The following is a 23,698-nucleotide window of genomic DNA, read 5'->3' on the forward strand; positions in this document are numbered from 1 at the left end:
GTTCTCGGTTCCGACGTCGTCAGGTGGGGGTGTCGCCCTCGGGGCGGCCCAGGTGGGCGCGGTCGGCGGCGGCGGTGCCCTGGTGCCAGCCGGCGGCGTCGCGGATGCCGCGGAGGCGGACCGGTGCGGTGTCGGGGAAGAGCGTGCCGGTGGTCTCCTGGACGGCGAGTTCGCGGGCGGCGAGGACGGGCAGGAGCCGGTCCGGGGCGGTGGATTCGGCGGTGGCCGCGGCGGTCGCGGCGGCGGTGGCCGCGCCCAGGCGGGTGCGGATGCGGTCCGCGTAGGCCACGAGGAACGTCTGGCGGAAGTCGCGGGTGCGGCGGGAGCGACCGCGGGCGTGGTGTGCGTCGCCCGCGCGGTTCATCGCCGACGTCGCCTGGAGCAGCAGCGAGGTGTAGAGGAGTTCGGTCGCCTCCAGGTCGGGCGGGAAGCCGACGACGGTGGAGAAGGCCAGTTCACCGGCCCAGACGGCTTGGCAGCGGTTGGCGGCCGCGACGGCGTCGAGGAGCAGCGCCTTGCCCTGTTCGTAGGGGCCCTCGATGCCGATGCGGAACGCCGCGGGGCCGTCGGCGGGCCCACTGGTGCCCGGGCCGTGGGCGTGCGCGAGGAGCGCCTCGTCGATGCTGTGACGGGCCATCAACTCCTGGGCCTTGGCGGAGAGTGCCTCGGCCTCCTCCGGGAAGCCGGTCGCCTCCGCCTTGGCGAGCAGGGCGCGGATCCGGCCGAGGGCGCGGGTGGCGGACGCGCCGCCGGGTCCGCCGGCGCCGGACGACGGCCGGGGCGCGCCAGCCGGATCGGGCGCGCCGGGCGGGGGCGGCAGCGGGGTGATCCGGGGCAGCCGGGAGAGCAGGCGCAGCGCGGTCAGCACGTCGTACGCGGTCTCGAAGCGGGAGGTGCGGCGCCGGGCCGCGACCGCGTCCAGGTAGCCGGGGTCGGCGTCCCACCAGACGCGGGCGTCCAGGTCGGTCAACTGGGCGCGCCAGCGCGGGTCGCGAGCGGCGTCGGACGACCGCGGGCGGCGGGCCTCCTCGGCGGCGACGGCGTCGAGGACCAGGGCCGGCGACGCGGCGTCGGGAGCCTCCCGGCGGACGATCCGCAGCAGGTCGGCGGGGTACCAGCCGCCCGCCCAACAGCGCCGGACGGCCTCCACGGCGGCCGTGACCGCGGCCGCGCTGATCGCTTCCCAGCCGGGCGCCGCGGCGGTCAGCGTCGAGGCGCCCGCTTCGATGGCGTCCTCGGCGGCCGCCCCGTCCGCCGCGTACCGGACCCGGCCCAGGACGGTGCCGAGCAGGTCGGCGGCCTGGCGGGCCCGGTCGGCGGGCCGCTGCCCGCTGTCGCCACCGGCCCGGGCGCTCCGTCCTCCGTCGCCGCGCCCGGGGCCCCGCCCGCCGCGCTTCCCGCCGCCGTTTCTCTCGCGCTCGCTCACTCGGCCACTGTACGGACGGCCGGCGGGGCGGCCGCGGGGTGCGGGGCACGGAGCGGGCGGCCGTCCGCGTCGTGCGCCGCGGCGGACGACGAGCGGCGCCCGGGAACCCGCGGAGGATGCGGGTTCCCGGGCGTCGGACGTCGGTCATCGCCGTGGGGCGTCGCCCCGGATCAGCTCGCGCTGCCGGCGACCCACTGGGACCAGGACATGTTCCAGCCGTTGAGGCCGTTGTCCGGCTTGATGGTCTGGTCCGGGGAGTTGACCACCTTGACGACGTCGCCGATCTGCGAGTGGTTGAAGAACCACGCGCCGTCGGTGGACGGGTCGCCCGCGCCCTTGACGTCCGGCAGGCCGATGCAGCCGTGGCTGGTGTTGGTCTTGCCGAAGATGCCCTTGCCCCAGTAGTTGCCGTGGATGAAGGTGCCGGAGTTCGACAGCCGCATGGCGTGCGGGACGTCGGGGATGTCGTACTCGCCCTTGCCGTCGTTGTTGGTGAAGCCGACGGTGGAGCCGTCCATGCGGGTCTGCTTGAACTTCTCGGAGATGACCATCTGACCGTTGTAGGTCGGGTGGTCGTCGCTGCCCGAGGAGATCGGGATGGTCTTGACCGTCCGGCCGTCGCGCACCACGGTCATCAGGTGGGTCTTGGTGTCGACGGTGCTGACCTGGGAGTGGCCGACGGTGAAGTGGACGGTCTTGTTCTGTATGCCCTTCACGCCCGGCGACGCCTCGACGCCGTCCAAGGCGAGCTTCAGGGTGACCTGGGAGTTCGGCTTCCAGTAGTCCTTGGGCCGGAAGTCCAGCCGCTTGTTGCCGAACCAGTGGCCGACGACCTGCTGGTTGCTGCTGGACGCGACCGAGATCGCGGACTGGACGGCCTGGCGGTTCTTGACCGGCTTGTCGAAGTTGATCGACACGGGCATGCCGACGCCGACCGTCGAGCCGTCCTCGGGGGTGAAGTTCCCGAGGAAGCTGTTGGTCGGGGAGACCGTGGTGAAGGTGGAGTTCTCCACCGCCGTGCGGCCCTGGGCGTCCACCCCGTGCGCGGTGATCTTGTAGGTGGTCGCGCGGGACAGCGCCTGCTTGGGCTTCCAGGAGGTGCCGTCGGCGGAGAGGGTGCCCGCGACGGTCTTCTGCTGGGACTGCGGGCCCTGGTGCGCGACGACCGTGGTCATGGTGACGTCGGTGAGCTTGCCGCCGCTGGCGGTCACCTTGGCGTCGTTGAGACCGGCGTCCGTCGAGCCGTCCCTCGGCGTGATGGTGATCTTCGCCTGCGAGGCGTCCTGCGCTGCTGCCTCGTCCACCTGCTGGGTGCTCTCGTGCTGGGAGCCGTCCTGCCGCCCCGCGTTCGCACCGCCGCCGTGACCGGTGGCGTTGCTGGCACCACACGCAGCGACCGTGAGCACTCCCCCGAGCAGCGCGGCACTGGCTATGAGGCCCTTGCGGCGCTTGCGGTCCGTCATCACACGCTTCTCCATTGCTAACGATTTCGCGAAAAATCCCCGAGCGAGCCGCCGAATGAACGCAGGCATATCTGGACGCAGGCATTCCGGCCGACTTCATTGGTACGCCTTATCCCTTTCATCCGCTTCATTCACGGCAGAAGTGTGGGGAAGGACACGCAATGCCAGCAAAACGCCCATCAGCTAAACAATGGCGTAGATCACGCACAGGGCAGCGGAGTGCCGCCGGCCGTGCGGCGTGCGTGAGGAGGGATGACGCACGGCGCGGGGCGCGCGACGCGGGGTGAGGGCGCCGGTCGGCGCGGGGAGCGGCTCCGCAACCCCGCCGACGCCGCGAACGAGCGGTGGACGCGTCGCCCCCGTGCGCGACGTCGACCCCCGTGCGACACGGCGTCGCACGGGGGTCGCGGTGGGTGGCCGACGGGGCGGGGAGACGGCGGATCCGCGGTCAGCCCTCCTCGTCCGCGTCGTCCGCCAGGTCCCACTCGGCGGCGTCCCACTCGGCGTCCGGGTCGTAGTCGGTCATCTCCTCGCTGCTCCAGGACGCCTGGGCGAGTTCGGTGCCGGGGACCTCGTTGACCAGGTCGAAGGGATCGATGAGGTGGGCCAGCGCCTCCGCTGGATCGTCTCTGACCGTTTCCAGGGACTGCCTGCGCTCGTCGTCGGGGAGCGCGGTGTCGGCGTCGATCCGGCCGACGGCGGCGCCGGTCAGCTCGGCGGCGTCGGTGACCTCCATGACCAGTTCGACGTGAAGCCGTACAAAGCGTGATGTCTCGCCATTGCTCATGAACGGAGGGTAAGCACCAGCGGGTCCCGACTACCGCACGACCCGCGGCGGTCACTAACATCTGCGATCAACGGCCAATTCGCCGAACCCACAAGGGGGATTGCTTTCGTGACCGCACGACGACCGCTGCTGACCGCCACTGCCGCGGGATCGGTGCTGTTCGCCCTGTGGTTCGTACCGTCCGCGAATGCGATCGTGGGGGACGGCGAAGCCCCGCATTCCGACCTCCGGACGGATTCCGCACCGGCGGTTCCGGGGCGCGCGAAGGTCTCGGACCCGGCGGGCACCGAGCGTCACGCCGGTGCGCGGCAGTCCGACAGCGGTTCGACCACGACCCGGCCGGGCGGCGCGCCGGTCGGGAGCGCCGGGCCGGCCCACTACCTCGCCGACACCGGCAGCCCGAACACCGCGCCGTACGTGGTCGGCGGCGCGGCCTGCCTGGCGCTCGGCGCCGCCCTGGTCGGCTACTCCGTGCACCGCACCCGCGACGAATCCGCCTGAGCCCGGGGCCGTCCCGCCACCGGCCGGGCCGGGAACGGCCGGGCGCCGGCGGCCCCGGTGCGGGGGCCGCCGGCGCGGATTGATGTCGCGTCAGGCCAGTTCGCCGGTGACCGACTCCGCCGCCGTCACCAGCGCGCCGTCCCGGACGAAGGCGTACGCCGCCTCCAGGTCCGGCGCCAGGAAACGGTCCTCGCCCGGGCCCTGGACGCCCGCGGCGCGCAGGGCGTCCAGCACCGCACGGGTCGCCGGGGCGGGCGTCAGCCCCTCGCGCAGTTCGACGGCGCGGGTCGCGGCGTAGAGCTCGACGGCGATGACCCGGGTGAGGTTGTCCACCGCGGTGCGCAGCTTGCGCGCCGCCGACCACCCCATCGAGACGTGGTCCTCCTGCATGGCGGAGGACGGGATGGAGTCCACCGACGCCGGGGCGGCCAGCCGCTTCAACTCGCTGACCAGCGCGGCCTGGGTGTACTGGGCGATCATCAGGCCCGAGTCGACGCCCGGGTCCCCGGCGAGGAAGGCGGGCAGCCCGTGCGAGCGGTTCTTGTCCAGGAGCCGGTCGGTGCGGCGCTCGGCGATCGAGGCCAGGTCGGCCGCGGCGATGGCCAGGAAGTCCAGGACGTAGGCGACCGGTGCGCCGTGGAAGTTGCCGTTGGACTCCACCCGGCCATCGGACAGCACGACGGGGTTGTCGACGGCGGCGGCCAGCTCCCGGTCGGCGACCAGGCGGGCGTGCGCGAGGGTGTCCCGGCCGGCGCCGGCGACCTGCGGGGCGCAGCGGATGGAGTAGGCGTCCTGCACGCGCGGGGCGTCGTCCTGGTGGTGGCCGGTGAGGCCGGAACCGTCCAGGAACGCCAGCATGTTGGCGGCGGAGGCGGCCTGCCCCGGGTGCGGCCGGATGGCGTGCAGTTCGGGCGCGAGGACCTTGTCGGTGCCGAGCAGCGCCTCCATGGAGAGCGCGGCGGTGACGTCCGCCGAGGTGAACAGCCGGGCCAGGTCGGCGCAGGCCATCACCAGCATGCCGAGCATGCCGTCGGTGCCGTTGAGGAGCGCCAGCCCCTCCTTCTCGCGCAGTTCGACGGGCTCGATGCCGTGCGCGGCCAGCAGCTCGCCGGACGGTCGGACGACGCCGTCCGGGCCCTGGGCCTCGCCCTCGCCCATCAGCGTCAGGGCGCAGTGCGAGAGCGGGGCCAGGTCGCCGGAGCAGCCGAGCGAGCCGTACTCGTGGACGACGGGGGTGATGCCGGCGTTCAGGAGCGCGGTCATGGTCTCGACGACCACCGGGCGGACGCCGGTGTGTCCCGAGGCGAGGGTCTTCAGCCGCAGGAACATCAGGGCGCGGACCACCTCGCGCTCGACGGCCGGGCCCATGCCGGCCGCGTGCGAGCGCACGATGTTGCGCTGGAGCTGGGCGCGCAGCTCCGGGCTGATGTGGCGTACGGCGAGGGCGCCGAAGCCGGTGGAGACGCCGTAGACCGGCTCCGGCTTGGCGGCGAGCTCGTCGATGAAGGCGCGGGAGGTGGCGACGGCGGAGCGGGCCTCCTCGGACAGCTCGATCCGGGCCGCGCCGCGGGCCACCGCGATGACGTCCTGTGCGGTGGTGCCGGACGTCCCCAGCACCACAGTGTGCATATCCATATTCAGGCACCCTAGAGACTGAATCGCCGGATGTCACCACCGGATTTCGGGATCACCCCTTACCGATCATCGTCCGACACCACCGCCGCTCCTCACCCGGACCGCCCGCACCCCGCGCCCCGGCCCCCGCTCACCTGCGGAACCTCCGCCGCTCCGGCCCCTGCGACGGCTCGGGCGCGTCCGCCAGCCGCACGACCGGATCGTCCGCCCCGCCATGCCGCCCGGCCACCACGGGACCGCCGGACTTCGCCGCCTTGGCGCGGTACTGGGCGGCGTCCGCCAACCGGAACAGCCGCCGGGCGGTGTGCACCGGGCCGATCGGATCGCCGGTCGAGGCGACCCCCACGGCCACCCCCTCGCCGAGGTCCAACTCCGCGGCCCGGCCGCACAGCTCGCCGGCCACCTTGACCACCTCGTCGGAGTCCGGGCCGACCGCCAGCAGGCAGAACTCGTCCCCGCCCAGCCGCGCCGCGAGGGTCCCCGGCACCATCGCGCCGCACAGCGACAGCACCGAACCGAAGCGCTCCAACAGCCGGTCGCCGACCGCGTGCCCCCGCGAGTCGTTCACCTGCTTCAGCCCGTTCAGATCGCACACCACCAGGCTCACCACCACCCCGTCGGCGCGGTGCTGCTCCAACGCCTCGTCCAGCCGCATGTCCACGGCCCGGCGGTTGGCCAGACCGGTCAGCGCGTCGGTGAACGCCAGCCGGCGGGCCTCCGCCAGCCGCTCGGTCTGGGCGATCCCCGCGGCCGTGACCGCGGCCAGCACGGTCGCGAAATCGGCGTCCGCCCGCCCGAACACCGGCTCCCCCGGCCGTCGCGCCACGTACAACTCGCCCCAGGCCCGACCGTGCAGCACGAGCGGCGCCACCACGCAGCAGCCCCGGCCCCGCCGACGCAGCGCGGCCACCCGCCCCGGACTGCCGGGCGGCACCAGCGGACCGTCGGCGGCGTCACCGCCCGGCTCCCCCGCAGCCACCTCCACCCAGGCGCTCGGCTCCCCGCCACCGGCCCACTGCTCGTGCAGGAACCCGACGATCTCCGCGAACGCGTGCACCGGATACGTCTCGTCGTCCGGGAACTCCCGCTCCCCCGGGGCGAGTTCGCCGACGTTGACCAGTACCCGCAGCCGCCCCCGCTCGCGCTCCCACTTGCAGATCGCCGCGAAGGAACCGCCCAGCGCCTGCCGCGCCCCCTGGGCCGCGGCCCGGGCGGAGTCGCGCAGCGCCGGCGCGGCCGCCATCGCCTGCGCCAGCTCCACCACGGCCCGCAGCCTCGCGTCACCCTCGCCCGTCACCGGATCCTCACATTCCGTAGCCGTGCGCACGCTCTGTATTACAGCGTAGGAATGATTGACCCGAACCGCCCCTTCCGCTGGTCAAGGACCACCGGAAGGGGCGGACCGGGCGGTCACTCCCCCGGCCAGTCGGGGTCCCGCTTCTCGTTGAAGGCCGCGACGCCCTCGGCCCGGTCCCCGGAGAACGCCACGCTCCGCCACGCACCGTCCTCCACCTCCAGTCCGGCCCGCAGGTCCAGTCCCTGCCCGAGCCGCAGGGCGCGCTTGGCCGCGCGCAGGCCGACCGGCGAATTGCGGGCGATCGCGGCGGCCAGCGCCAGCGCCTCCGCCCGGTCCTGCCCGTCCGCCACGACCCGGTCCACCAGGCCCAGCTCGCCCGCCTCCGCCGCCGGCACCCGACGCGCGGTGAACACCAACTCGGCGGCGCGCGCCGCCCCCACCCGGCGCGGCAGCAGCTGCGTCCCGCCCCCGCCGGGGATGACGCCCACCGACACCTCCGGCAGGCCGACCACCGCAGTCCCGTCCGCGACGATCAGATCGCAGGCCAGCGCCAACTCGTAGCCACCGCCGAGCGCGAACCCGTGCACCGCGGCCACCGTCGGCACCGGCAGCTCCAACACCCCGGTGTACGCGGCCCGGGTGCGCGGACGCTGCCGCATCAGGTCCGCGTCCGTGAAGGAGTTCCGCTCCTTGAGGTCGGCGCCCACGCAGAACGCCCGCTCATGGGTGGAGGTGAGCACCACCGCCCGCACGGTCCGGTCGGCGGCCAGCTCGGCGCACGCCTGCGTCAGCGCGTCGGCCATCGCCGTCGACACGGCGTTCATCGCCTTCGGCCGGTCCAGGACCAACTCCGCCACGAAGCCGTGGCGCGCCACGCCCACCCATTCCTGTGCACCGAACCGCCGCATGCCGCCCTCCCGATCACCGGTTAACGCTCGTTGACCTGACGACGAGGATCATGTCAGCTCACGGCCGGTTCCGGCAGGGCTACCGCGCTCGCGCCCGGGTCACCCGCGCCGGGTCAGCATCCACGGCTCGACGACGCCGAGCCCGCGGACCGGCCGCTGCCACATCGGCTGCAACGCGAAGCGGTACGGGGGCGGCGGACTGCCGGTGCCCTCCTGGGCCGCCTTCTCCGCTGCCGCGGCGTCCGCCTCGGAGACCGGGGCGTCGCCGGTGCGCCCCAGCTCCACCGCGAACGCCTCGTCCACCAGCACGGTGTCCTTCGGCGCTATCGAGGTCAGCCGGCTCGCCAGATTGACGGTCGTGCCGAAGACGTCGCCCATCCTGGTCGTGACCGTGCCGAACGCGATGCCCACCCGCAGCTCGGGCATCGTCTCGTCGTGGCCCATGGTCTCGATCAGGCGCAGCCCGATCTCGGCGGCGACACCCGCGTCGTCCGCCGCGAAGAGCACTTCGTCGCCCAGGGTCTTGATGAGCCGGCCCCCGTGCGCGGCGACCAGATCGGCGGCGGTGGTCTCGAACGCCTCGACCAGCTCGCCCAGTTCCTCCTCCTCCAGCCGCCGCGTCAGCCGGGTGAAGCCGACCAGGTCGGCGAACCCGACGGACAACCGCCGGTCCACCATCTCCGCGTCGTCCTGCGCCTGGACCACCCGCCCGGTGGCCGCGGCCAGCTGCCGCCGCCACACGTAGACCAAGAACTCCTCCAGCTCCGGGAGCAACAGCTCGACCAGCGGGTAGGTGATCTCGGTGCGGGTCAGGCCGGAGTCCTGGGGCTCGGTCAGCCCCTCCAGGAAGGAGTCGATCTGCCAGTCGGCGAGGCGGGCCGTGGTCTGGCCCGTGGACCGGGCGACCTGCACCGCCATGGCCTCGCTCAGCAGCCCCGCCTCGACGAGGCCGGCGAGCCGCCGCAGGGCCAGTACGTCGGCCTCGGTGAGGGCCTTGACCTGGCCGATGTCCGCGAAGCCCATGGCCCGCCAGAAGCGGGCGGCCAGGTCCATCGAGACGCCGGCGCTGCGGGCCGCCTGGAACGGCGTGTAGCGGCGCTCGGCACCGAGGATGAGCTGTTCGAGCTTGACGGCGATGTTGTTCTCGCCGTTGTTCTCGCCGTCGTTCTCGCCGTTGGCGCCGGCGGCCGCTTCGGGGCCGTCGTCGGTCCGTGCGGGGTCGCCCGCGGGGTCGCCCGCGGACGCCTCACCCACCGCCTCGCCCTCGGCGTCCGCGCCGCGCGGGGTGGCCCCCGACTCGTCGGCGGTCACCGACCGCTCCCTGTCCGTTCCCTGCGCACGGCCCTTCCGATCTCGCTGCTCGCCCATGATCCGCTCCCTGCCGGCGGACCGCCCCAACGATACGGCAGGTGTGCTCTGCCTCACGTCGTCGCGGCGTCGGGGTCGCGGAGCCGCGTCCGGCCGGTGCGGCCGGGTCGCGGTGCGGGCGGCCCCGCCCGCCGTCCGGCACGTGCGGGCCGCAGGGGCCGCCGCCACCTGGCCCGACGCACCCGGCACCCCACCGGCGAGGCCCGCGCGGCAGGCCCCTTCGCTACGTGTAGCCGTCCCCCGTCGACGGGCGGAGGTGGACGATGTCGCCGGCGCCCACCGGCTGTTGGACGCCGTCGGAGGTGGCGAGCACCAGCCGGCCGTCGGCGTCGAGCGCGACCGCTTCGCCCTCGACGGACCGGTCGCCCGGGAGTTCCGCGCGCACGTGCCGGCCCAGCGTGGCGCAGCCCGCCACGTACGCGGCCTGGAGGTCGCAGGCGCCCGGGTCGCCGTCGGCCGCCTGCCATGCGCCGTACCAGTGCTCCAGCGAGCGGAGCACGGCCCGCAGCAGGGGGTCCCGGTCGATGTGGGGGGCGCCGGCGAGGGCGAGGGAGCCGGCGGTGGGGACGGGGAGCTCGTCGGCGGTGAGGGAGACGTTGAGGCCGATGCCGATGACGACGCCGTCGCCGGCGCGTTCGGCGAGGATGCCGCCCGTCTTGCGCTCCGCGCCGTCCACGGTGACCAGCAGGTCGTTGGGCCACTTGAGTGCGGTGTCGACGCCGGCGGTGCGGGCGATCGCGGTGGCCGTGGCCACGCCGGCCAGGAGCGGCAGCCAACCCCAGCGGGCGAGCGGCACGGTCGGCGTGAGGTAGGCGGAGACGAAGAGGCCGGAGCGCGGCGGCGCCGACCAGCGGCGGTCCAGGCGCCCGCGGGCGGCCGACTGCTCCTCGGCGACGAGGACGGTCCCCTCGCGCAGGTCACCGGCGGCCGCGCGATCGGCGAGGTCGGTGTTGGTGGAGCCGGTGGCGGGAACGACGTCCAGCGCGGACCAGAGCGAGTCGGGCCGGACGAGGGCCCGGCGCAGCGCGACGGCGTTCAGCGGCGGGCGGCTCAGATCGCTCCAGCGACCGGCGTCTTTGTCCCGGTTTTCCGGTGGTTGAGGCGTCATGGCCCCAGCCTAGGTGTGGTCAACGACGCAGTGCCGCAGAGCAGTCCCGCCGATACGCTACGAATCGGTAGCCACACCCGTACCTCCCCCCGTACGAGTGCCAGTCCAGGACGAGCAGGAGCCGCATCCCGATGTCCGAACCGGAAGCAAACATCCACACCACCGCGGGCAAATTGGCGGATCTGCAACGGCGGGTCGAGGAGGCCACTCACGCCGGCTCCGCCCGTGCAGTGGAAAAGCAGCACGCCAAAGGGAAGTTGACGGCGCGTGAGCGCATCGACCTCCTTTTGGACGACGGCTCGTTCGTCGAGCTCGACGAGTTCGCCCGGCACCGGTCGACGAATTTCGGGATCGAGAAGAACCGGCCGTACGGCGACGGCGTCGTCACCGGCTACGGCACGGTCGACGGCCGTCCGGTGTGCGTGTATTCGCAGGACTTCACGATCTTCGGCGGATCGCTCGGCGAGGTCTACGGCGAGAAGATCGTCAAGGTGATGGACTTCGCGCTGAAGAACGGCTGCCCGGTCATCGGGATCAACGACGGCGGCGGTGCCCGGATTCAGGAGGGCGTGGCCGCGCTCGGGCTGTTCGCGGAGATTTTCCGACGCAATGTGCATGCGTCGGGTGTGGTGCCGCAGATTTCCCTGATCGTGGGTCCGTGCGCGGGTGGTGCGGTGTATTCGCCGGCCATAACGGATTTCACGGTGATGGTCGACCAGACGTCGCACATGTTCATCACCGGGCCGGACGTCATCAAGACGGTCACGGGTGAGGACGTCGGCTTCGAGGAGCTGGGCGGGGCCCGTACGCACAACACCACCTCCGGCGTGGCGCACCACATGGCGGGCGACGAGAAGGACGCCATCGAGTACGTCAAGGGGCTGCTGTCGTACCTGCCGTCCAACAACCTCTCGGACCCGCCGGCCTTCCCCGAGGAGGCGGACCTGGCGGTCTCCGACGCGGACCGCGAGCTGGACGCGCTGATCCCGGACTCGGCCAACCAGCCGTACGACATGCACACGGCGATCGAGCACGTGCTGGACGACGGCGAATTCCTGGAGACCCAGGCGCTGTTCGCGCCGAACATCCTCACCGGGTACGGGCGGGTCGAGGGCCATTCGGTCGGCGTGGTGGCCAACCAGCCGATGCAGTTCGCGGGGTGCCTGGACATCAACGCGAGCGAGAAGGCCGCGCGGTTCGTGCGCACCTGCGACGCGTTCAACATCCCGGTGCTGACGTTCGTGGACGTCCCGGGCTTCCTGCCGGGGACGGACCAGGAGTACGACGGGATCATCCGGCGCGGCGCCAAGCTGATCTACGCGTACGCGGAGGCGACGGTCCCGCTGATCACCGTGATCACGCGGAAGGCGTTCGGCGGGGCGTACGACGTCATGGGCTCCAAGCACCTGGGTGCGGACCTGAACCTCGCGTGGCCGACCGCGCAGATCGCGGTGATGGGCGCGCAGGGCGCGGTGAACATCCTGCACCGCCGCACGCTGGCCGCGATCGAGGACCCGGCCGAGCAGGACACCCGGCGCCAGGAGCTGATCCAGGAGTACGAGGACGCGCTGCTGAATCCTTACGTCGCGGCCGAGCGGGGCTACGTCGACGCGGTGATCATGCCCTCCGAGACCCGGCGGCACATCGTCCGCGGGTTGCGCACGCTGCGCAACAAGCGCGAGGCGCTGCCGCCGAAGAAGCACGGCAACATCCCGCTGTAGTCCCCGCCGGAGGAGGTCGGTTGACGATGATCAAGGTCGTACGGGGCAATCCCACGCCCGAGGAGTTGGCCGCCGCACTGGCGGTGGTGCAGGCCCGCGCGGCGGCGGTGGCCGCCGGTGGCGCCGCCGAGGAGGGCGGGCCGCGCAGTCAGTGGTCGGATCCGGCGGCGACGGTTCCGGCCCGGTCCCATGTGCCCCATCCGGGACCGCGGGCCTGGCGGACCAGCTTCTGGCCGCGGTGAGCTGGCCGAACGCGGTCGGTGCAGGGTGCACTGACTAGTCCTTCGCGGTGCGGCGCCTGAGTACGCGTACTCAGGCGCCGTCGTCGTGGGGGGCGGGAGGATCGAGGTCATGCTGTGGTCCGATCCGCCCGACGAACCGCCCGAGGAGCTGCGCGAAGTGCAGGAGAAGCTCCGTCGGATGGGCTTCGTGCTGGCCACGGCGATCATGGTGGGAACGCTGGTGCTCCTGGTGCGCTGACGGCACGTGTGGACCGCCCGGTTCCGCGGACCGGGACACGGACGGGGAGCGCATCGAACGCCCCACCGGCCACAGGGGCCTCGTCGCTCCCTGCAACCGCAGAGCCCGTAAATGCATCTTTCTCTCTCGACAGTGCAATTCGGGCATGCGGCCGCATGGTGATCGGCTGGCCGCCCCCCGGGCCGGAGGGAGACCATGAACAGGCCGCTCAGACACATAGCCGTCTTCTGCGGGGCGTTGGTGCTGGCCCTGCTGGTCCGGGCGACCTGGGTGCAGTTCGTACAGGCCGACCAGCTCGCCAACGACGACAACAACCGGCGGGTCAAGATCGAGGCGTACTCGTACCCGCTCGGCAACATCATCGTGGGCGGCAAGCCCATCACCGGGTCGACCCAGACCAGCGGCGACTTCAAGTACAAGCGCACCTACACCGACGGCGCGATGTACGCCCCGGTCACCGGCTACGCCCGGCAGGCGGCGGGCGAGACCATGCTGGAGGGCGTCTACCGCAAGGTGCTCAACGGCAAGGACGACCGGCTGTTCTTCAACCGGGCGCGGGGGATGCTGACGGGCGAGAAGCCGCGCGGCGGCGACGTCCTGACGACCATCAGCGAGAAGGCACAGAAGGCCGCGTACAAGGGCCTGACCGACCTGCACGCCAACGGCGCGGTGGTCGCCCTCGACCCGCGGTCCGGCAAGATCCTGGCGATGGCCAGCACGCCGTCGTACGACCCGTCGACCTTCGCGGGGCTGTCGGACGCGGAGGGCAAGAAGTACCTGGCGCTCGAAGCCGACAAGGGCAAGCCGATGAACAACCGGGCGCTGCGCGAGATCTACCCGCCGGGGTCCACCTTCAAGGTGCTCACCGCGGCCGCGGCACTGGAGCACGGCACGGTCGGCGACATCAACGCCTCCTCCGGCGCCCCGGCCCCGTACACGCTCCCGCAGACCCGCACCCAGGTCGGCAACGACGTCGAGGGGGCGCCGTGCGACAAGGCGTCGCTGAAGACCGGCATGCAGTGGTCCTGCAACAACGTCTTCCTGGACGCCGCGCACAAGCTCGGCACGGACAAGATGCGCGAGACCGCGGAGAAGTTCGGCTTCAACGCCGAGCAGTTCATTCCGGTGCGTTCCGCGGTGAGCGGTTATCCGAGCAAGCTGGACCAGCCGCAGACCGCGCTGACCGGCATGGGGCAGGGCAGCGTGACCAGCACGCCGTTGCAGATGGCGATGGTCGCCGCCGGAATCGCCAACAACGGCAAGGTGATGAAGCCGTACATGGTCGAGGAGCTGCGCGGTCCGGACCTTTCCACGATCGAGAAGTTCGACCCGGCGCCGCTGAATCCGAAGGACCCGCAGGCGGTTTCCAAGGACACCGCACTGAAGGTGCAGGAAATGATGGAGTACACCGTTTCGGACGGCACCGCCTCGAAGGCGAAGATCGACGGCGTGACGGTCGGCGGCAAGACCGGTACGGCCCAGCACGGTGCGAATGTGAACGACGAGCGGCCGTACGCCTGGTTCGTCTCCTACGCGAAGCTGCCCGACGGCAGTTCGCCGGTGGCGGTGGCGGTCTTCGTCGACCCGAAGGACATGGACATCCCGCGTTCGGAGATCGCCGGCGGAAAGCTGGGCGGGCCGATCGCGAAGTCGGTGATGCAGGCCGTGCTGAACCAGTAGGCAATTCCGGGACGCGGAATACGGCGGGCCGGGCGGCCGGGAAATAGGGGGAAATGATCTCCCTTGAGCACCGGGGCCCGGCCCGTTTCCTGTGGGCTTCCTGTGGCGCCGGCTGTGCGTTTCCTGTGACCGTCGGCAATGTTTATGGAGGATTTACCGTAGCCGCCCCTACCGTCGTCTAATGGTCACCATTAATAAGCTTCCGGGACGGCGGTCGGTGCGCCGGCTCGTCGTCGCGGCCACCGGTCTCGGTGTCCTCGCCACCGGCGCCGTCGGCTGCTCGGCACGCCCCGCCCAGGACCCCGCGGGCGGCGGGTCGGGCAGCACCGCCCGGGCCGCCGCCACCGCCCCCGTGCCCCGGTCGATGGGACTGCGGGACGCCCCCAACGCCCGCGACCTCGGCGGCTACCGGACCGCCGACGGCCACGAGGTCCGCCACGGCGTCGTCTACCGCGCCGACGCGCTGAACCACCTCACCCCCGCCGAGCAGCGGACCCTCACCGAGGACGGCGTCACCGAAGACCTCGACTTCCGCTCCCCGGCCGAGGTGGCGACCGCCCGGGACGCGCTGCCGAGCGGGGTCCACCGCACCGCCCTGCCCGTCTACGACCCCAAGGCCGACCTGTCCCGGACGATGGCCACACTGATCGCGGGCGGCCCGGCGGCGCAGCAGCGGGCACTCGGGGCCGGCAAGGCGGTGCGGATGATGGACGCGTACTACGCCTGGCTGGTCAGCGACCCGGCGGCCGGCAAGGCGTTCGGGGCGGCGGCCCGGGCGGTCGCCGACGGCCGGACGCCGGTGCTCTTCCACTGCACCCAGGGCAAGGACCGCACCGGCTGGATGAGCGCCGTCCTGCTGACCGCGGCGGGGGTGCCGCGGAACGCCGTCGACCAGGACTACCTGGCGTCCAACCACTACCTCCAGTCCGCCAACGACCGTCAGGTGGCGCAGCTCCAGGCCGCCGGCAAGCTCAAGGACCCGGCGCTGCTGGAGCCGGTGCTGGGGGTCCGGGAGAGCTATCTGGACGCGGCGTTCCACGAGGTCGAGGCCAAGTACGGCTCGTTCGACGGCTATCTGAGCAAGGGGCTCGGACTGGACCGGGCCACCGAGCGCAAGCTGCGGCAACGACTGATCGCCGCCTGACGGGGGAGCGCCGATGTCGCCGAAGCCGCACGCCCTGGTGATGGCCGCGCTGAGCGCGGCACTGGTCCTGGTCGCCCTGCTGGCGTGGCGGCCGCTCGTCCGGCACCGCGGTTGGCCGCGCGTCCCGACCCTGCTGTTCCTCGTGACCTACGGCCTGTGCGTCGGGATCACCCTGCCCGACCAGATCGCGCCGGGCGTCCTCGGGCGGCTGCACGCGTGCGTCGTGGAGGGCGGGGCGGGGGTGCGGACGCTGGGTGCGGGTGCCGGGCACCAGTGGGTCAACGTCCTGCTGTGGATCCCGCCGGCGCTCTGCGGGGTGCTGGCGACCCGGCGGGCGCTGCTGGTGCCGCTCGGCATCTCCGCCACCTGGGCCGCCGTCGAACTCCTGCAGACCCTCGACCCGGTGCGCGACTGCCAGCCAGCGGACTGGGCGCACAACACCCTGGGGGCCGCGCTGGGCGCCCTCGCGGGGTGGCTGGTGCTGTGGGCCGGGCGGCGCCGGGCCCCGGCCCACTGACCGCCGCCGGCTCCGTACGATGGCGGGCATGACCGAAGCTGCCCGCCCCCGCCGTCTCGTCCTCGCCTCCCAGTCCCCGGCCCGGCTCGGCCTGCTCCGGCAGGCCGGGTTGGCGCCCGAGGTCGTGGTCAGCGGGGTCGACGAGGACGCGCTGACCGCCGCCACCCCCGAGGAGCTGGCCCGGGTGCTGGCCGAGGCGAAGGCCGTCGCGGTCGCGGCCCGGCCGGAGGCCGCCGGTGCGCTGGTCGTCGGCTGCGACTCGGTCCTGGAGCTGGACGGGCGGCCGCTGGGCAAGCCCGCGGACGCCGAGGACGCCACCGCCCGCTGGAAGTCCATGCGCGGCCGGTCCGGGGTCCTGCGCACCGGCCACTGCGTGATCGACACCGCGACCGGCCGGCAGGTCTCGGCCACCGCGTCCACCACGGTCCGCTTCGGCGAGCCCAGCGACGCCGAGGTCGCCGCGTACGTGGCCAGCGGTGAACCGCTGTACGTGGCGGGCGCGTTCACCCTCGACGGCCGCTCGGCGCCGTTCATCGACGGGATCGACGGCGACCCGGGCAACGTCATCGGCCTGTCGCTCCCGCTGTTCCGCCGGCTGCTGGCCGACCTGGGCGTCGCGATCACCGACCTGTGGACCTGAGCGGTCCGGATCCCGTCCGCGACGGGTGTTTTCCGGCCAGCCGGTGAGTGGTGCGCGTCGCCGGGGAACCGATGGTTCCCGAAGCGACCGACACCGCGAGGAGTGTTCCCCATGGCCAAGATCCTGATCGTCGCCGGCGACGCCAGCGAGGACCTGGAGTTCTTCTACCCGTACCAGCGGCTGCTGGAGGAGGGGTACGAGGTCCACGTCGCGGCGCCGTCGCGCAAGAAGCTGCGGTTCGTCACGCACGACTTCGTCGAGGGCTACGACACCTACACCGAGTCGGCGGGCCACTCCTGGCCGGCCGACCTGGCGCTGTCCGAGGTCGATCCCGCCGGGTACGCGGCGCTGGTCCTCCCGGGCGGCCGGGCCCCCGAATACCTGCGGCACGACCCGGACTTCGGGCCGGTGGTGCGGCACTTCTTCGACGCGGACAAGCCGGTCGCGCACATCTGCCACGCGGCCCTGGCCCTGGCCCCACTCGGTGTGCTGAAGGGCCGCCGCACCTCGGCCTACCCGGCCTGCTCGCCGGAGGTGGAGCTGGGCGGCGGGGTCTTCGTGGACGGCCCGGCGGTGGTGGACGGCAAGGTCGTCTCGGCCCGCGCCTGGCCGGACCAGCCGGAGTGGATGCGGGCGTTCGTCACGATCCTGCGCGCGCACGCGCCGGCGGACGGGCCCGCCGGCAGCTGACCGGGCGGGGCGGCCCGGGGAGGCGCCCCGGTCCGGGCCGCCGCCCCGGGGGACGCGCCTCCCCCGGGCGGGCTTCAGGCGGGTGCGCCGCCCGCGGCCGGCTCCTCGACCCCTGCCGCCCGCGGGCGCGCCTCGCCGTAGGCCACCAGCGTCAGCACGAGCAGCGCCAGCACCACCATCGCGGCGGCGAACGCCGGCCAGCCGAGCAGTCCGACGGCGAGCGCCCCGAGGACGCCGTGCACCACCGCGCAGCAGATCAGCGCGATGCGCGCCAGGCGCCCGGGGCCGCGGTCCCGGAGCGCGCCGCGCAGCAGCACCGCGGCGCAGCCGAGCAGGAAGAGGGCGAAGGCCGCGCCGCCGGCCCAGGCGCCGACGGACATGGCGCCCGGCCGCAGGCCGGCCAGGGACATCTGCTGCCGGTCGACCACGATGCTCAGGATCCAGTTGAGCAGCAGCATCCCGGCCGCTTCGAGGATCAGGACCACCGCCGCCGCCAGGGCCACCGGTCTGCGGGCCGCCACCACCTCGCCCACCCCACTTCCACCGTCATGCACCGTCGCCGCGCTGTCCGCGCCGCCGTGTGCCGTCGTCACGAGCCGTTACCAGGAGTACAGAAGGCATCACGCAGGCTACTAATGGGTAACACCTGCGGCAAGGGGTCTACATCACCGCGCACGCCCTCCTTCCGCATGCCCCCGCCCGGCGCGCCCACCCGAAAACTTTCACTCGCCCATTCGTAGGGACTCCACAAAGAATTGACGGTTCGCCGGGCGTCCACAGTTCGAGACCTAGACCACACCGCGCCGCGGACCAGAGCCCGGGAATCCGGCTCTACCCTGGGATTCCAAAGGACTTCACCCCCTCACCCTCGCCGCGCGCACGCTCCGTGTGGGCAAGCTCACCCCAGAGAACGGGTCGGCACGCGGTGTCGCCAGTCCCTAAACTCGCTGCGTTCAGTGTGTTGCGGCGTAGCGCCCAGGAAGGACCCATCGTGCGCAAGGTGCTCATCGCCAACCGTGGCGAAATCGCTGTCCGCGTTGCCCGTGCATGCCGGGACGCCGGAATCGGGAGCGTAGCCGTCTACGCCGACCCGGACCGGGACGCCCTGCACGTCCGTGCCGCGGACGAGGCTTTTGCCTTGGGCGGTGACACCCCTGCCACCAGCTACCTCGACTTCGCCAAGGTCCTCCAGGCCGCCGCCGATTCCGGTGCGGACGCGATCCACCCCGGCTACGGCTTCCTCTCCGAGAACGCCGAGTTCGCGCAGGCGGTGCTCGACGCCGGGCTGACCTGGATCGGCCCGCCGCCGCACGCCATCCGCGACCTCGGCGACAAGGTCGCGGCCCGGCACATCGCGCAGCGTGCCGGCGCCCCCCTGGTCGCCGGCACCTCGGACCCGGTCTCCGGTGCCGACGAGGTCGTCGCGTTCGCCAAGGAGCACGGGCTGCCCATCGCCATCAAGGCGGCGTTCGGCGGCGGCGGCCGCGGCCTGAAGGTCGCCCGCACCCTCGAAGAGGTTCCCGAGCTGTACGACTCGGCGGTGCGCGAGGCGGTCGCCGCGTTCGGCCGCGGTGAGTGCTTCGTCGAGCGCTACCTCGACCGCCCCCGGCACGTCGAGACCCAGTGCCTGGCCGACAAGCACGGCAACGTCGTCGTCGTCTCCACCCGTGACTGCTCGCTCCAGCGCCGCCACCAGAAGCTCGTCGAGGAGGCCCCCGCGCCGTTCCTGAGCGAGGCGCAGAACGCCGAGCTGTACCGCGCCTCCAAGGCCATCCTCAAGGAGGCCGGCTACGAGGGCGCCGGCACCTGCGAGTTCCTCGTCGGCCAGGACGGCACCATCTCCTTCCTGGAGGTCAACACCCGTCTCCAGGTGGAGCACCCGGTCACCGAGGAGGTCACCGGCCTGGACCTGGTCCGCGAGATGTTCCGGATCGCCGACGGCGAGGAACTGGGCTACGACGACCCGGCGCTGCGCGGCCACTCGTTCGAGTTCCGGATCAACGGCGAGGACCCGGGCCGCAACTTCCTCCCCGCGCCCGGCACGGTCACCCGCTTCGACGCGCCGTCGGGCCCGGGCGTCCGCATGGACGCCGGCGTCGAGGCCGGCTCGGTCATCGGCCCCGCCTGGGACTCCCTGCTCGCCAAGCTGATCGTCACCGGCGCCACCCGCGAGCAGGCCCTCCAGCGGGCCGCCCGGGCGCTCAACGAGTTCCAGGTGGACGGGATGGCCACCGCCCTCACCTTCCACCGCGTGGTCGTCAAGGACCCGGCGTTCGCCCCCGAACTCACCGGTTCCACCGCGCCGTTCACGGTCCACACCCGCTGGATCGAGACCGAGTTCGTCAACGAGATCCCCCCGTTCGCCGCGCCCGGTGCGGAGGAGGCCGAGGCCGACACCCGCGAGACGGTCGTGGTCGAGGTCGGCGGCAAGCGGCTGGAGGTCTCCCTGCCGGCGTCGCTCGGCATGCCGCTGGCCCGCGCCGCGGTCGCCGGGGGCGCCAAGCCCAAGCGGAAGGCCACCAAGAAGAGCGGCAGCGCCGCCTCCGGTGACACCCTGGCCTCCCCGATGCAGGGCACCATCGTCAAGGTCGCCGTGGAGGAGGGCCAGCAGGTCGCCGAGGGCGAGCTGGTCATCGTCCTGGAGGCGATGAAGATGGAGCAGCCGATCAACGCGCACCGCGCGGGCACCGTCAAGGGCCTGACCGCCGAGGTGGGCTCCGCCCTCACCTCCGGCGCCGTGATCTGCGAGATCAAGGACTGACCGGTCCCCGCACCGCCACGAGGGGCGGGCTCCCGGTACCTCGGTACCAGGAGCCCGCCCCTCGTCGTTGTCGCCGCCGGCGGCTACGACTTCCCCACGACCTCCTCCGGGAAGACCAGCGTCCGGCTCATCCACTGGAGCGCGGCGGGCAGTTCGCGGCGCCAGGTGGCGAAGTTGTGGCTGCCGTGGTCGAGCACGATCGAGTCCGCCTTCATGGGCGGGCGGACCGCGGCCAGGAACGCCCGCGCCGCCGGGTAGTTCTTCTCCCCGCTGCGGCTGGTGCCGATCAGCACGTTGACGTCGGGCGACGGCAGGTGCGCCAGCCGCCACATCAGGTCGTGCTCCGCGCGGCGCTTGCCGCGGTCCTTGCCGTCGCCGAAGAGGTTGCCGGTGGTGGGGTCGTTGGCGACCTTGTAGTCGGGCGAGAGGGCGGCCGCCGCGGTGTAGGTGCGGGGGTGGCGCATGGCGAGTTGCAGGGCGCAGCTCCCCCCGGAGGAGTAGCCGAGCAGGCCCCAGGCGCCCGGGTCGTGCCCCACCCGGTAGTGCGACTTGAGGGCCTCGGGCACGTCCTGGGCGAAGAACGTCTCGGCCTGCGGGCCACCGGGGACGTCGACGCACTGGGTGTCCCGCGGCGGCGCGATGGTGGGGCGCAGCATCACGATGACGGTCGGCTGGAGGGTGCCGTTGCGGACCAGCTTCGCCGCGGTCTCCGGCATCCGCAGATGCTGTCCCAGCAGGAATATCCCGCCCGGGTAGCCGCTGAGCGCGACGACGACCGGGAAGCGCTGACGGGCGTACTGCTTCTGGAAGTACTGCGGCGGCAGGTAGACGTACGCCGGGTCCACCACCCGGGTCCGCTTGCCCACGATCCGGACCGTCTCGACCTTGCCGTTCTTCTCCGGCGGCCCCGTGGGCAGCCCGTGCACCTTGTCCAGCCCCTCCGGGCCGGAGGGCTGCACCAGGCCCTTGGTCGGGTCGCCGGCGGGCCCCGCGGCGCCCTCGTCGCCCCACTTGCCGACCGCGGCGGGGGCCCCGTCGTACAGGCCGAGCAGTTCGTGCCAGGAGGCGTAGAACTGGAAGTTGGTGTTCACCACCAGGCCGAGCGCGGCCACGATCGCCAACTGGGTCGCGGCGATCACCCCCAGCCGCCCGAGCACCGCCCGCGGCCCGCGCCCGGCGAACCGCGGCCAGAGCCAGACGGTGAGCCCCACGCAGGCCGCGGAAAGGGCGATCATGGCGTACAACAGTGGCCGGCTGGTCAGTCCCATCGATGTTCCCCAGACTTCCTGGACGGCCCCCGGACGTCCCCGGAAGCCCTCTTTGCGCCTGGTTTGATGGCCCTTGGCAGGGTGACGTTGCCGCCTTCGCGAGGTGTTCGCCGGCCCGACGGCCCCGGTACGCCGGAACATCACCGGTCGTCCGCCGGGCGTCCACCTGCGGCATCGGCATCCGGCCGCGGGCCCTGGACGGCCCTTTCTGAGCGGCGTTCAGCCCCGGCCCGCCCGGGCCGACGACGCTCCCGGCGGCCCCCGCCGACCACGCCGGAACACCCGTCCGGCGGGCAATGGCATCCTGGAGCCACCGGCCGCAACCGGCCGGTGTGAGGAAGGACGGCGATGGCGACCGACACGGCAGGGCAGCGGCGGGTGGAGCGGGCCGCGGCGGCGCACGCGGCCGGGGGGACGTCCGCGGTGCGTCCCATGCGGGCCGACGCCCGGCGGAACTACGAGCGGCTGCTGACCGAGGCGCGGACGGCGTTCACCGAGCACGGCACGGACACCTCGCTGGAGGACATCGCGCGGCGCGCCGGCGTCGGCATCGGCACGCTGTACCGGCACTTCCCCAACCGCACCGCCCTGATGGGCGCGGTCTTCCAGGGCGAGGTGCACGCCCTGGTCGGCTACGCGCGGGAGTTGGCCGACGCGCCGCAGCCGTGCACCGCGCTGGTCGACTGGCTGCGCGCGCTGATCACGCACGCCAGCACCTACCGGGGCCTGTCCCGGGCGATGATGACCGCGTCGGCGGACGAGAGTTCGGGCATGGCGCGGTGCAGCGTGCCGCTGGGCGAGGCGGGCGCCGCGCTGCTGAGCCGGGCCCAGCAGGCCGGGGCGGTGCGCCGGGACGTCGTCATCGGCGACCTGCTCCAGCTCACCAACGGCATCGCGCTGGCCGCCGAGGAGTCCCCGGACGATCCGGAGCTGGCCGACCGGCTGCTGACGCTGACCCTGCGCGGGCTGAAGGCGGGCGGGACGGGCCGGGAGGCCGGGGCGTAGCCCGCCGCCCGGTGGACCGGGGCGGGCCCCGGCGTCCCGGGCCGGACTCTCCGGCCCGCCCGACGCCCGCCGTCCCGCCGGTTCAGCGCCGTCGGGGCGCCAGATCCGCCACCCGGCCGTCGCCGAGCGCGCCCGCCGAGCGCAGCTGCGGCGCCCCGGGCGCGCCGCCCGGGTGACTGCGCCGCTGGCCCGGCAGCGGCACGTCCCGCCGCGGGCCCCGGCGCTCCGGCGGGGCGGTCTCCAGGCCCGGCTGGGCGGGTGCCTGTCCGGGGAGCGAGTTGCTGGCGACGGCGATCTGGACGCCCTGGTCGGCCAGTGCCTGCAACTCGGTGGCGGCCCGGTCGTCGTGGGCCGGCGGCTCGTCCGTCACGAGTCGGGTGATGACGTCCGTCGGCACGGTCTGGAACATGGTGTCGGAGCCGAGCTTGGTGTGGTCGGCGAGCACCACCACCTCCCCCGCCGCCTGCACCAGCGCCCGGTCGACACTGGCGGAGAGCATGTTGGAGGTGGACAGCCCGCGCTCGGCGGTCAGGCCGCTGCCCGACAGGAAGGCGCGGGAGACCCGCAGTCCCTGGAGCGACTGCTCGGCACCGCTGCCGACCAGCGCGTAGTTGGAACCGCGCAGGGTGCCGCCGGTCATCACCACCTCGACGCGGTTGGCGTGGGCCAGCGCCTGGGCGACCAGCAGGGAGTTGGTGACGACGGTCAGGCCGGGGACCCGGGCGAGCCGGCGGGCCAGCTCCTGGGTGGTGGTCCCGGCGCCGACGACGATGGCCTCGCCCTCCTCGACGAAACCGGCGGCGAGGTCGGCGATCGCCGTCTTCTCCGCGGTGGCGAGGTGGGACTTCTGCGGGAAGCCGGACTCGCGGGTGAAACCTCCTGGTAGGACCGCCCCGCCGTGCCGGCGGTCGAGCAGTCCCTCTGCCTCCAGCGCCCGCACGTCGCGCCGTACGGTCACTTCGGAGGTCTGGACGACGCGGGCGAGCTCCCGGAGCGATACCGCTCCGTTCGCGCGCACCATTTCTAGGATCAATTGGCGACGTTCTGCAGCGAACACGAAACTGACAGTAACGCCAACGACCGTCTGTTTTCAGCAGGTTGCACCAATTAACGGAAGTTGTTCACACGGCATCACTTCACGTGGTATGCGGCATGCACATGCCCCGATTCCCGTCACCGTGCGTGCACAAATCCGCCCGCTGCCTGGTCAGTTGTGCTCTTCGAGCGGAGGGCGACGGGCCGCGGGGAGAGGTGTCCGGTCCCGACCGTGCAGGACCGTTTCACCCCAAGTGCCCATAG

At 73.0% G+C, this 23,698-nt stretch carries 22 protein-coding genes; 11 read left to right on the forward strand and 11 right to left on the reverse strand.

All coding sequences use genetic code 11. The annotated features are described in order from the left end of the window. Positions 1-19: 19 nt before the first annotated feature. The 3 genes from ACJ6WD_RS04275 to ACJ6WD_RS04285 form a co-directional block, all read right to left on the reverse strand. Positions 20-1,426, reverse strand: coding sequence for a DUF2786 domain-containing protein (locus tag ACJ6WD_RS04275; protein ID WP_331249266.1), 1,407 nt, complete (start codon positions 1,424-1,426; stop codon positions 20-22). Positions 1,427-1,596: 170 nt separating this feature from the next. After that, the gene (locus ACJ6WD_RS04280) at positions 1,597-2,889 is read right to left on the reverse strand and encodes an Ig-like domain-containing protein (RefSeq protein ID WP_233657007.1); all 1,293 of its coding nucleotides are present in this window, start codon (positions 2,887-2,889) and stop codon (positions 1,597-1,599) included. A 448-nt stretch (positions 2,890-3,337) separates the two neighbouring features. After that, entirely contained in the window at positions 3,338-3,676 is a 339-nt protein-coding gene (locus tag ACJ6WD_RS04285) for a hypothetical protein (RefSeq protein WP_037633066.1), read from the reverse strand. A gap of 108 nt (positions 3,677-3,784) precedes the next feature. Here ACJ6WD_RS04285 and ACJ6WD_RS04290 point away from each other — a divergent pair, with 108 nt between their 5' ends. Next, complete coding sequence (locus ACJ6WD_RS04290) at positions 3,785-4,177, forward strand: hypothetical protein (RefSeq protein ID WP_233657008.1); 393 nt, start codon at positions 3,785-3,787, stop codon at positions 4,175-4,177. A gap of 90 nt (positions 4,178-4,267) precedes the next feature. Here the strand turns inward: ACJ6WD_RS04290 and hutH are convergent, their stop codons facing one another. The 5 genes from hutH to ACJ6WD_RS04315 form a co-directional block, all read right to left on the reverse strand. Beyond that, positions 4,268-5,812 (reverse strand): histidine ammonia-lyase, encoded by a 1,545-nt coding sequence (hutH, locus tag ACJ6WD_RS04295; RefSeq protein ID WP_233657009.1) that lies wholly within the window; start codon positions 5,810-5,812, stop codon positions 4,268-4,270. 130 nt (positions 5,813-5,942) lie between these two features. Then, complete coding sequence (locus ACJ6WD_RS04300) at positions 5,943-7,055, reverse strand: GGDEF domain-containing protein (RefSeq protein ID WP_233657124.1); 1,113 nt, start codon at positions 7,053-7,055, stop codon at positions 5,943-5,945. A gap of 167 nt (positions 7,056-7,222) precedes the next feature. Next, positions 7,223-8,017, reverse strand: a complete 795-nt coding sequence (locus ACJ6WD_RS04305; protein WP_233657010.1) for an enoyl-CoA hydratase/isomerase family protein — start codon at positions 8,015-8,017, stop codon at positions 7,223-7,225. A gap of 99 nt (positions 8,018-8,116) precedes the next feature. Then, positions 8,117-9,328 carry an adenylate/guanylate cyclase domain-containing protein gene (locus ACJ6WD_RS04310; RefSeq protein WP_233657011.1) on the reverse strand — a complete coding sequence of 404 codons (1,212 nt, stop codon included), beginning with the start codon at positions 9,326-9,328 and terminating at the stop codon, positions 8,117-8,119. Positions 9,329-9,608: 280 nt separating this feature from the next. Then, positions 9,609-10,493 carry a biotin--[acetyl-CoA-carboxylase] ligase gene (locus tag ACJ6WD_RS04315; protein ID WP_331249261.1) on the reverse strand — a complete coding sequence of 295 codons (885 nt, stop codon included), beginning with the start codon at positions 10,491-10,493 and terminating at the stop codon, positions 9,609-9,611. Positions 10,494-10,624: 131 nt separating this feature from the next. Here ACJ6WD_RS04315 and ACJ6WD_RS04320 point away from each other — a divergent pair, with 131 nt between their 5' ends. From ACJ6WD_RS04320 to ACJ6WD_RS04355, 8 genes are all read left to right on the forward strand, one after another. Further along, positions 10,625-12,214, forward strand: a complete 1,590-nt coding sequence (locus tag ACJ6WD_RS04320; protein WP_233657013.1) for an acyl-CoA carboxylase subunit beta — start codon at positions 10,625-10,627, stop codon at positions 12,212-12,214. A gap of 26 nt (positions 12,215-12,240) precedes the next feature. After that, positions 12,241-12,456: an acyl-CoA carboxylase epsilon subunit gene (locus ACJ6WD_RS04325; protein ID WP_016571391.1), complete on the forward strand. Its 216-nt coding sequence runs from the start codon at positions 12,241-12,243 to the stop codon at positions 12,454-12,456. Positions 12,457-12,565: 109 nt separating this feature from the next. Continuing rightward, positions 12,566-12,694, forward strand: a complete 129-nt coding sequence (gene mmpB / locus ACJ6WD_RS04330; RefSeq protein ID WP_016571392.1) for a morphogenic membrane protein MmpB — start codon at positions 12,566-12,568, stop codon at positions 12,692-12,694. A 195-nt stretch (positions 12,695-12,889) separates the two neighbouring features. Further along, on the forward strand, positions 12,890-14,374 hold the full coding sequence (locus ACJ6WD_RS04335) for a penicillin-binding protein 2 (protein ID WP_331249260.1): 1,485 nt from the start codon (positions 12,890-12,892) through the stop codon (positions 14,372-14,374). Positions 14,375-14,555: 181 nt separating this feature from the next. After that, positions 14,556-15,518 carry a tyrosine-protein phosphatase gene (locus tag ACJ6WD_RS04340; protein ID WP_233657015.1) on the forward strand — a complete coding sequence of 321 codons (963 nt, stop codon included), beginning with the start codon at positions 14,556-14,558 and terminating at the stop codon, positions 15,516-15,518. A 13-nt stretch (positions 15,519-15,531) separates the two neighbouring features. Further along, positions 15,532-16,035, forward strand: a complete 504-nt coding sequence (locus ACJ6WD_RS04345) for a hypothetical protein (RefSeq protein ID WP_407615158.1) — start codon at positions 15,532-15,534, stop codon at positions 16,033-16,035. Positions 16,036-16,063: 28 nt separating this feature from the next. Further along, positions 16,064-16,675: a nucleoside triphosphate pyrophosphatase gene (locus ACJ6WD_RS04350; RefSeq protein ID WP_331249258.1), complete on the forward strand. Its 612-nt coding sequence runs from the start codon at positions 16,064-16,066 to the stop codon at positions 16,673-16,675. Positions 16,676-16,786: 111 nt separating this feature from the next. Then, on the forward strand, positions 16,787-17,365 hold the full coding sequence (locus ACJ6WD_RS04355; protein ID WP_016571397.1) for a DJ-1/PfpI family protein: 579 nt from the start codon (positions 16,787-16,789) through the stop codon (positions 17,363-17,365). 74 nt (positions 17,366-17,439) lie between these two features. Here the strand turns inward: ACJ6WD_RS04355 and ACJ6WD_RS04360 are convergent, their stop codons facing one another. Then, on the reverse strand, positions 17,440-17,898 hold the full coding sequence (locus ACJ6WD_RS04360; protein WP_376435546.1) for a hypothetical protein: 459 nt from the start codon (positions 17,896-17,898) through the stop codon (positions 17,440-17,442). Positions 17,899-18,356: 458 nt separating this feature from the next. Between ACJ6WD_RS04360 and ACJ6WD_RS04365 the strand changes: the two genes are divergently transcribed. Beyond that, positions 18,357-20,126, forward strand: a complete 1,770-nt coding sequence (locus ACJ6WD_RS04365; protein WP_233657018.1) for a biotin carboxylase N-terminal domain-containing protein — start codon at positions 18,357-18,359, stop codon at positions 20,124-20,126. Positions 20,127-20,209: 83 nt separating this feature from the next. On the opposite strand, the gene ACJ6WD_RS04370 is transcribed toward ACJ6WD_RS04365, so the two are convergent. Continuing rightward, on the reverse strand, positions 20,210-21,394 hold the full coding sequence (locus ACJ6WD_RS04370) for an esterase family protein (protein WP_233657019.1): 1,185 nt from the start codon (positions 21,392-21,394) through the stop codon (positions 20,210-20,212). A gap of 348 nt (positions 21,395-21,742) precedes the next feature. On the opposite strand from ACJ6WD_RS04370, the gene ACJ6WD_RS04375 reads away from it, so the two are divergent. Next, entirely contained in the window at positions 21,743-22,399 is a 657-nt protein-coding gene (locus ACJ6WD_RS04375; RefSeq protein WP_016571401.1) for a TetR/AcrR family transcriptional regulator, read from the forward strand. Positions 22,400-22,481: 82 nt separating this feature from the next. On the opposite strand, the gene ACJ6WD_RS04380 is transcribed toward ACJ6WD_RS04375, so the two are convergent. After that, positions 22,482-23,420 carry a DeoR/GlpR family DNA-binding transcription regulator gene (locus ACJ6WD_RS04380; protein WP_233657020.1) on the reverse strand — a complete coding sequence of 313 codons (939 nt, stop codon included), beginning with the start codon at positions 23,418-23,420 and terminating at the stop codon, positions 22,482-22,484. Positions 23,421-23,698: the final 278 nt, after the last annotated feature.

The sequence above is a fragment of the Streptomyces sp. VTCC 41912 genome, assembly GCF_045799175.1.
In the GTDB taxonomy this organism is placed as follows: domain Bacteria; phylum Actinomycetota; class Actinomycetes; order Streptomycetales; family Streptomycetaceae; genus Streptomyces; species Streptomyces albulus_C.

Excerpts from the sequence above, each read along its gene's own strand:
- ACJ6WD_RS04340 (WP_233657015.1), top strand. The coding sequence starts at position 14,556 with ATGGTCACCATTAATAAGCTTCCGGGACGGCGGTCGGTGCGCCGGCTC.
- ACJ6WD_RS04380 (WP_233657020.1), bottom strand. The coding sequence starts at position 23,420 with ATGGTGCGCGCGAACGGAGCGGTATCGCTCCGGGAGCTCGCCCGCGTC.
- ACJ6WD_RS04335 (WP_331249260.1), top strand. The coding sequence starts at position 12,890 with ATGAACAGGCCGCTCAGACACATAGCCGTCTTCTGCGGGGCGTTGGTG.
- ACJ6WD_RS04280 (WP_233657007.1), bottom strand. The coding sequence starts at position 2,889 with ATGACGGACCGCAAGCGCCGCAAGGGCCTCATAGCCAGTGCCGCGCTG.
- ACJ6WD_RS04315 (WP_331249261.1), bottom strand. The coding sequence starts at position 10,493 with ATGACGCCTCAACCACCGGAAAACCGGGACAAAGACGCCGGTCGCTGG.
- ACJ6WD_RS04345 (WP_407615158.1), top strand. The coding sequence starts at position 15,532 with ATGTCGCCGAAGCCGCACGCCCTGGTGATGGCCGCGCTGAGCGCGGCA.
- hutH (WP_233657009.1), bottom strand. The coding sequence starts at position 5,812 with ATGGATATGCACACTGTGGTGCTGGGGACGTCCGGCACCACCGCACAG.
- ACJ6WD_RS04300 (WP_233657124.1), bottom strand. The coding sequence starts at position 7,055 with ATGGCGGCCGCGCCGGCGCTGCGCGACTCCGCCCGGGCCGCGGCCCAG.
- ACJ6WD_RS04320 (WP_233657013.1), top strand. The coding sequence starts at position 10,625 with ATGTCCGAACCGGAAGCAAACATCCACACCACCGCGGGCAAATTGGCG.
- ACJ6WD_RS04325 (WP_016571391.1), top strand. The coding sequence starts at position 12,241 with ATGATCAAGGTCGTACGGGGCAATCCCACGCCCGAGGAGTTGGCCGCC.
- ACJ6WD_RS04370 (WP_233657019.1), bottom strand. The coding sequence starts at position 21,394 with ATGGGACTGACCAGCCGGCCACTGTTGTACGCCATGATCGCCCTTTCC.
- ACJ6WD_RS04285 (WP_037633066.1), bottom strand. The coding sequence starts at position 3,676 with ATGAGCAATGGCGAGACATCACGCTTTGTACGGCTTCACGTCGAACTG.
- ACJ6WD_RS04355 (WP_016571397.1), top strand. The coding sequence starts at position 16,787 with ATGGCCAAGATCCTGATCGTCGCCGGCGACGCCAGCGAGGACCTGGAG.
- ACJ6WD_RS04305 (WP_233657010.1), bottom strand. The coding sequence starts at position 8,017 with ATGCGGCGGTTCGGTGCACAGGAATGGGTGGGCGTGGCGCGCCACGGC.
- ACJ6WD_RS04350 (WP_331249258.1), top strand. The coding sequence starts at position 16,064 with ATGACCGAAGCTGCCCGCCCCCGCCGTCTCGTCCTCGCCTCCCAGTCC.
- mmpB (WP_016571392.1), top strand. The coding sequence starts at position 12,566 with ATGCTGTGGTCCGATCCGCCCGACGAACCGCCCGAGGAGCTGCGCGAA.
- ACJ6WD_RS04375 (WP_016571401.1), top strand. The coding sequence starts at position 21,743 with ATGGCGACCGACACGGCAGGGCAGCGGCGGGTGGAGCGGGCCGCGGCG.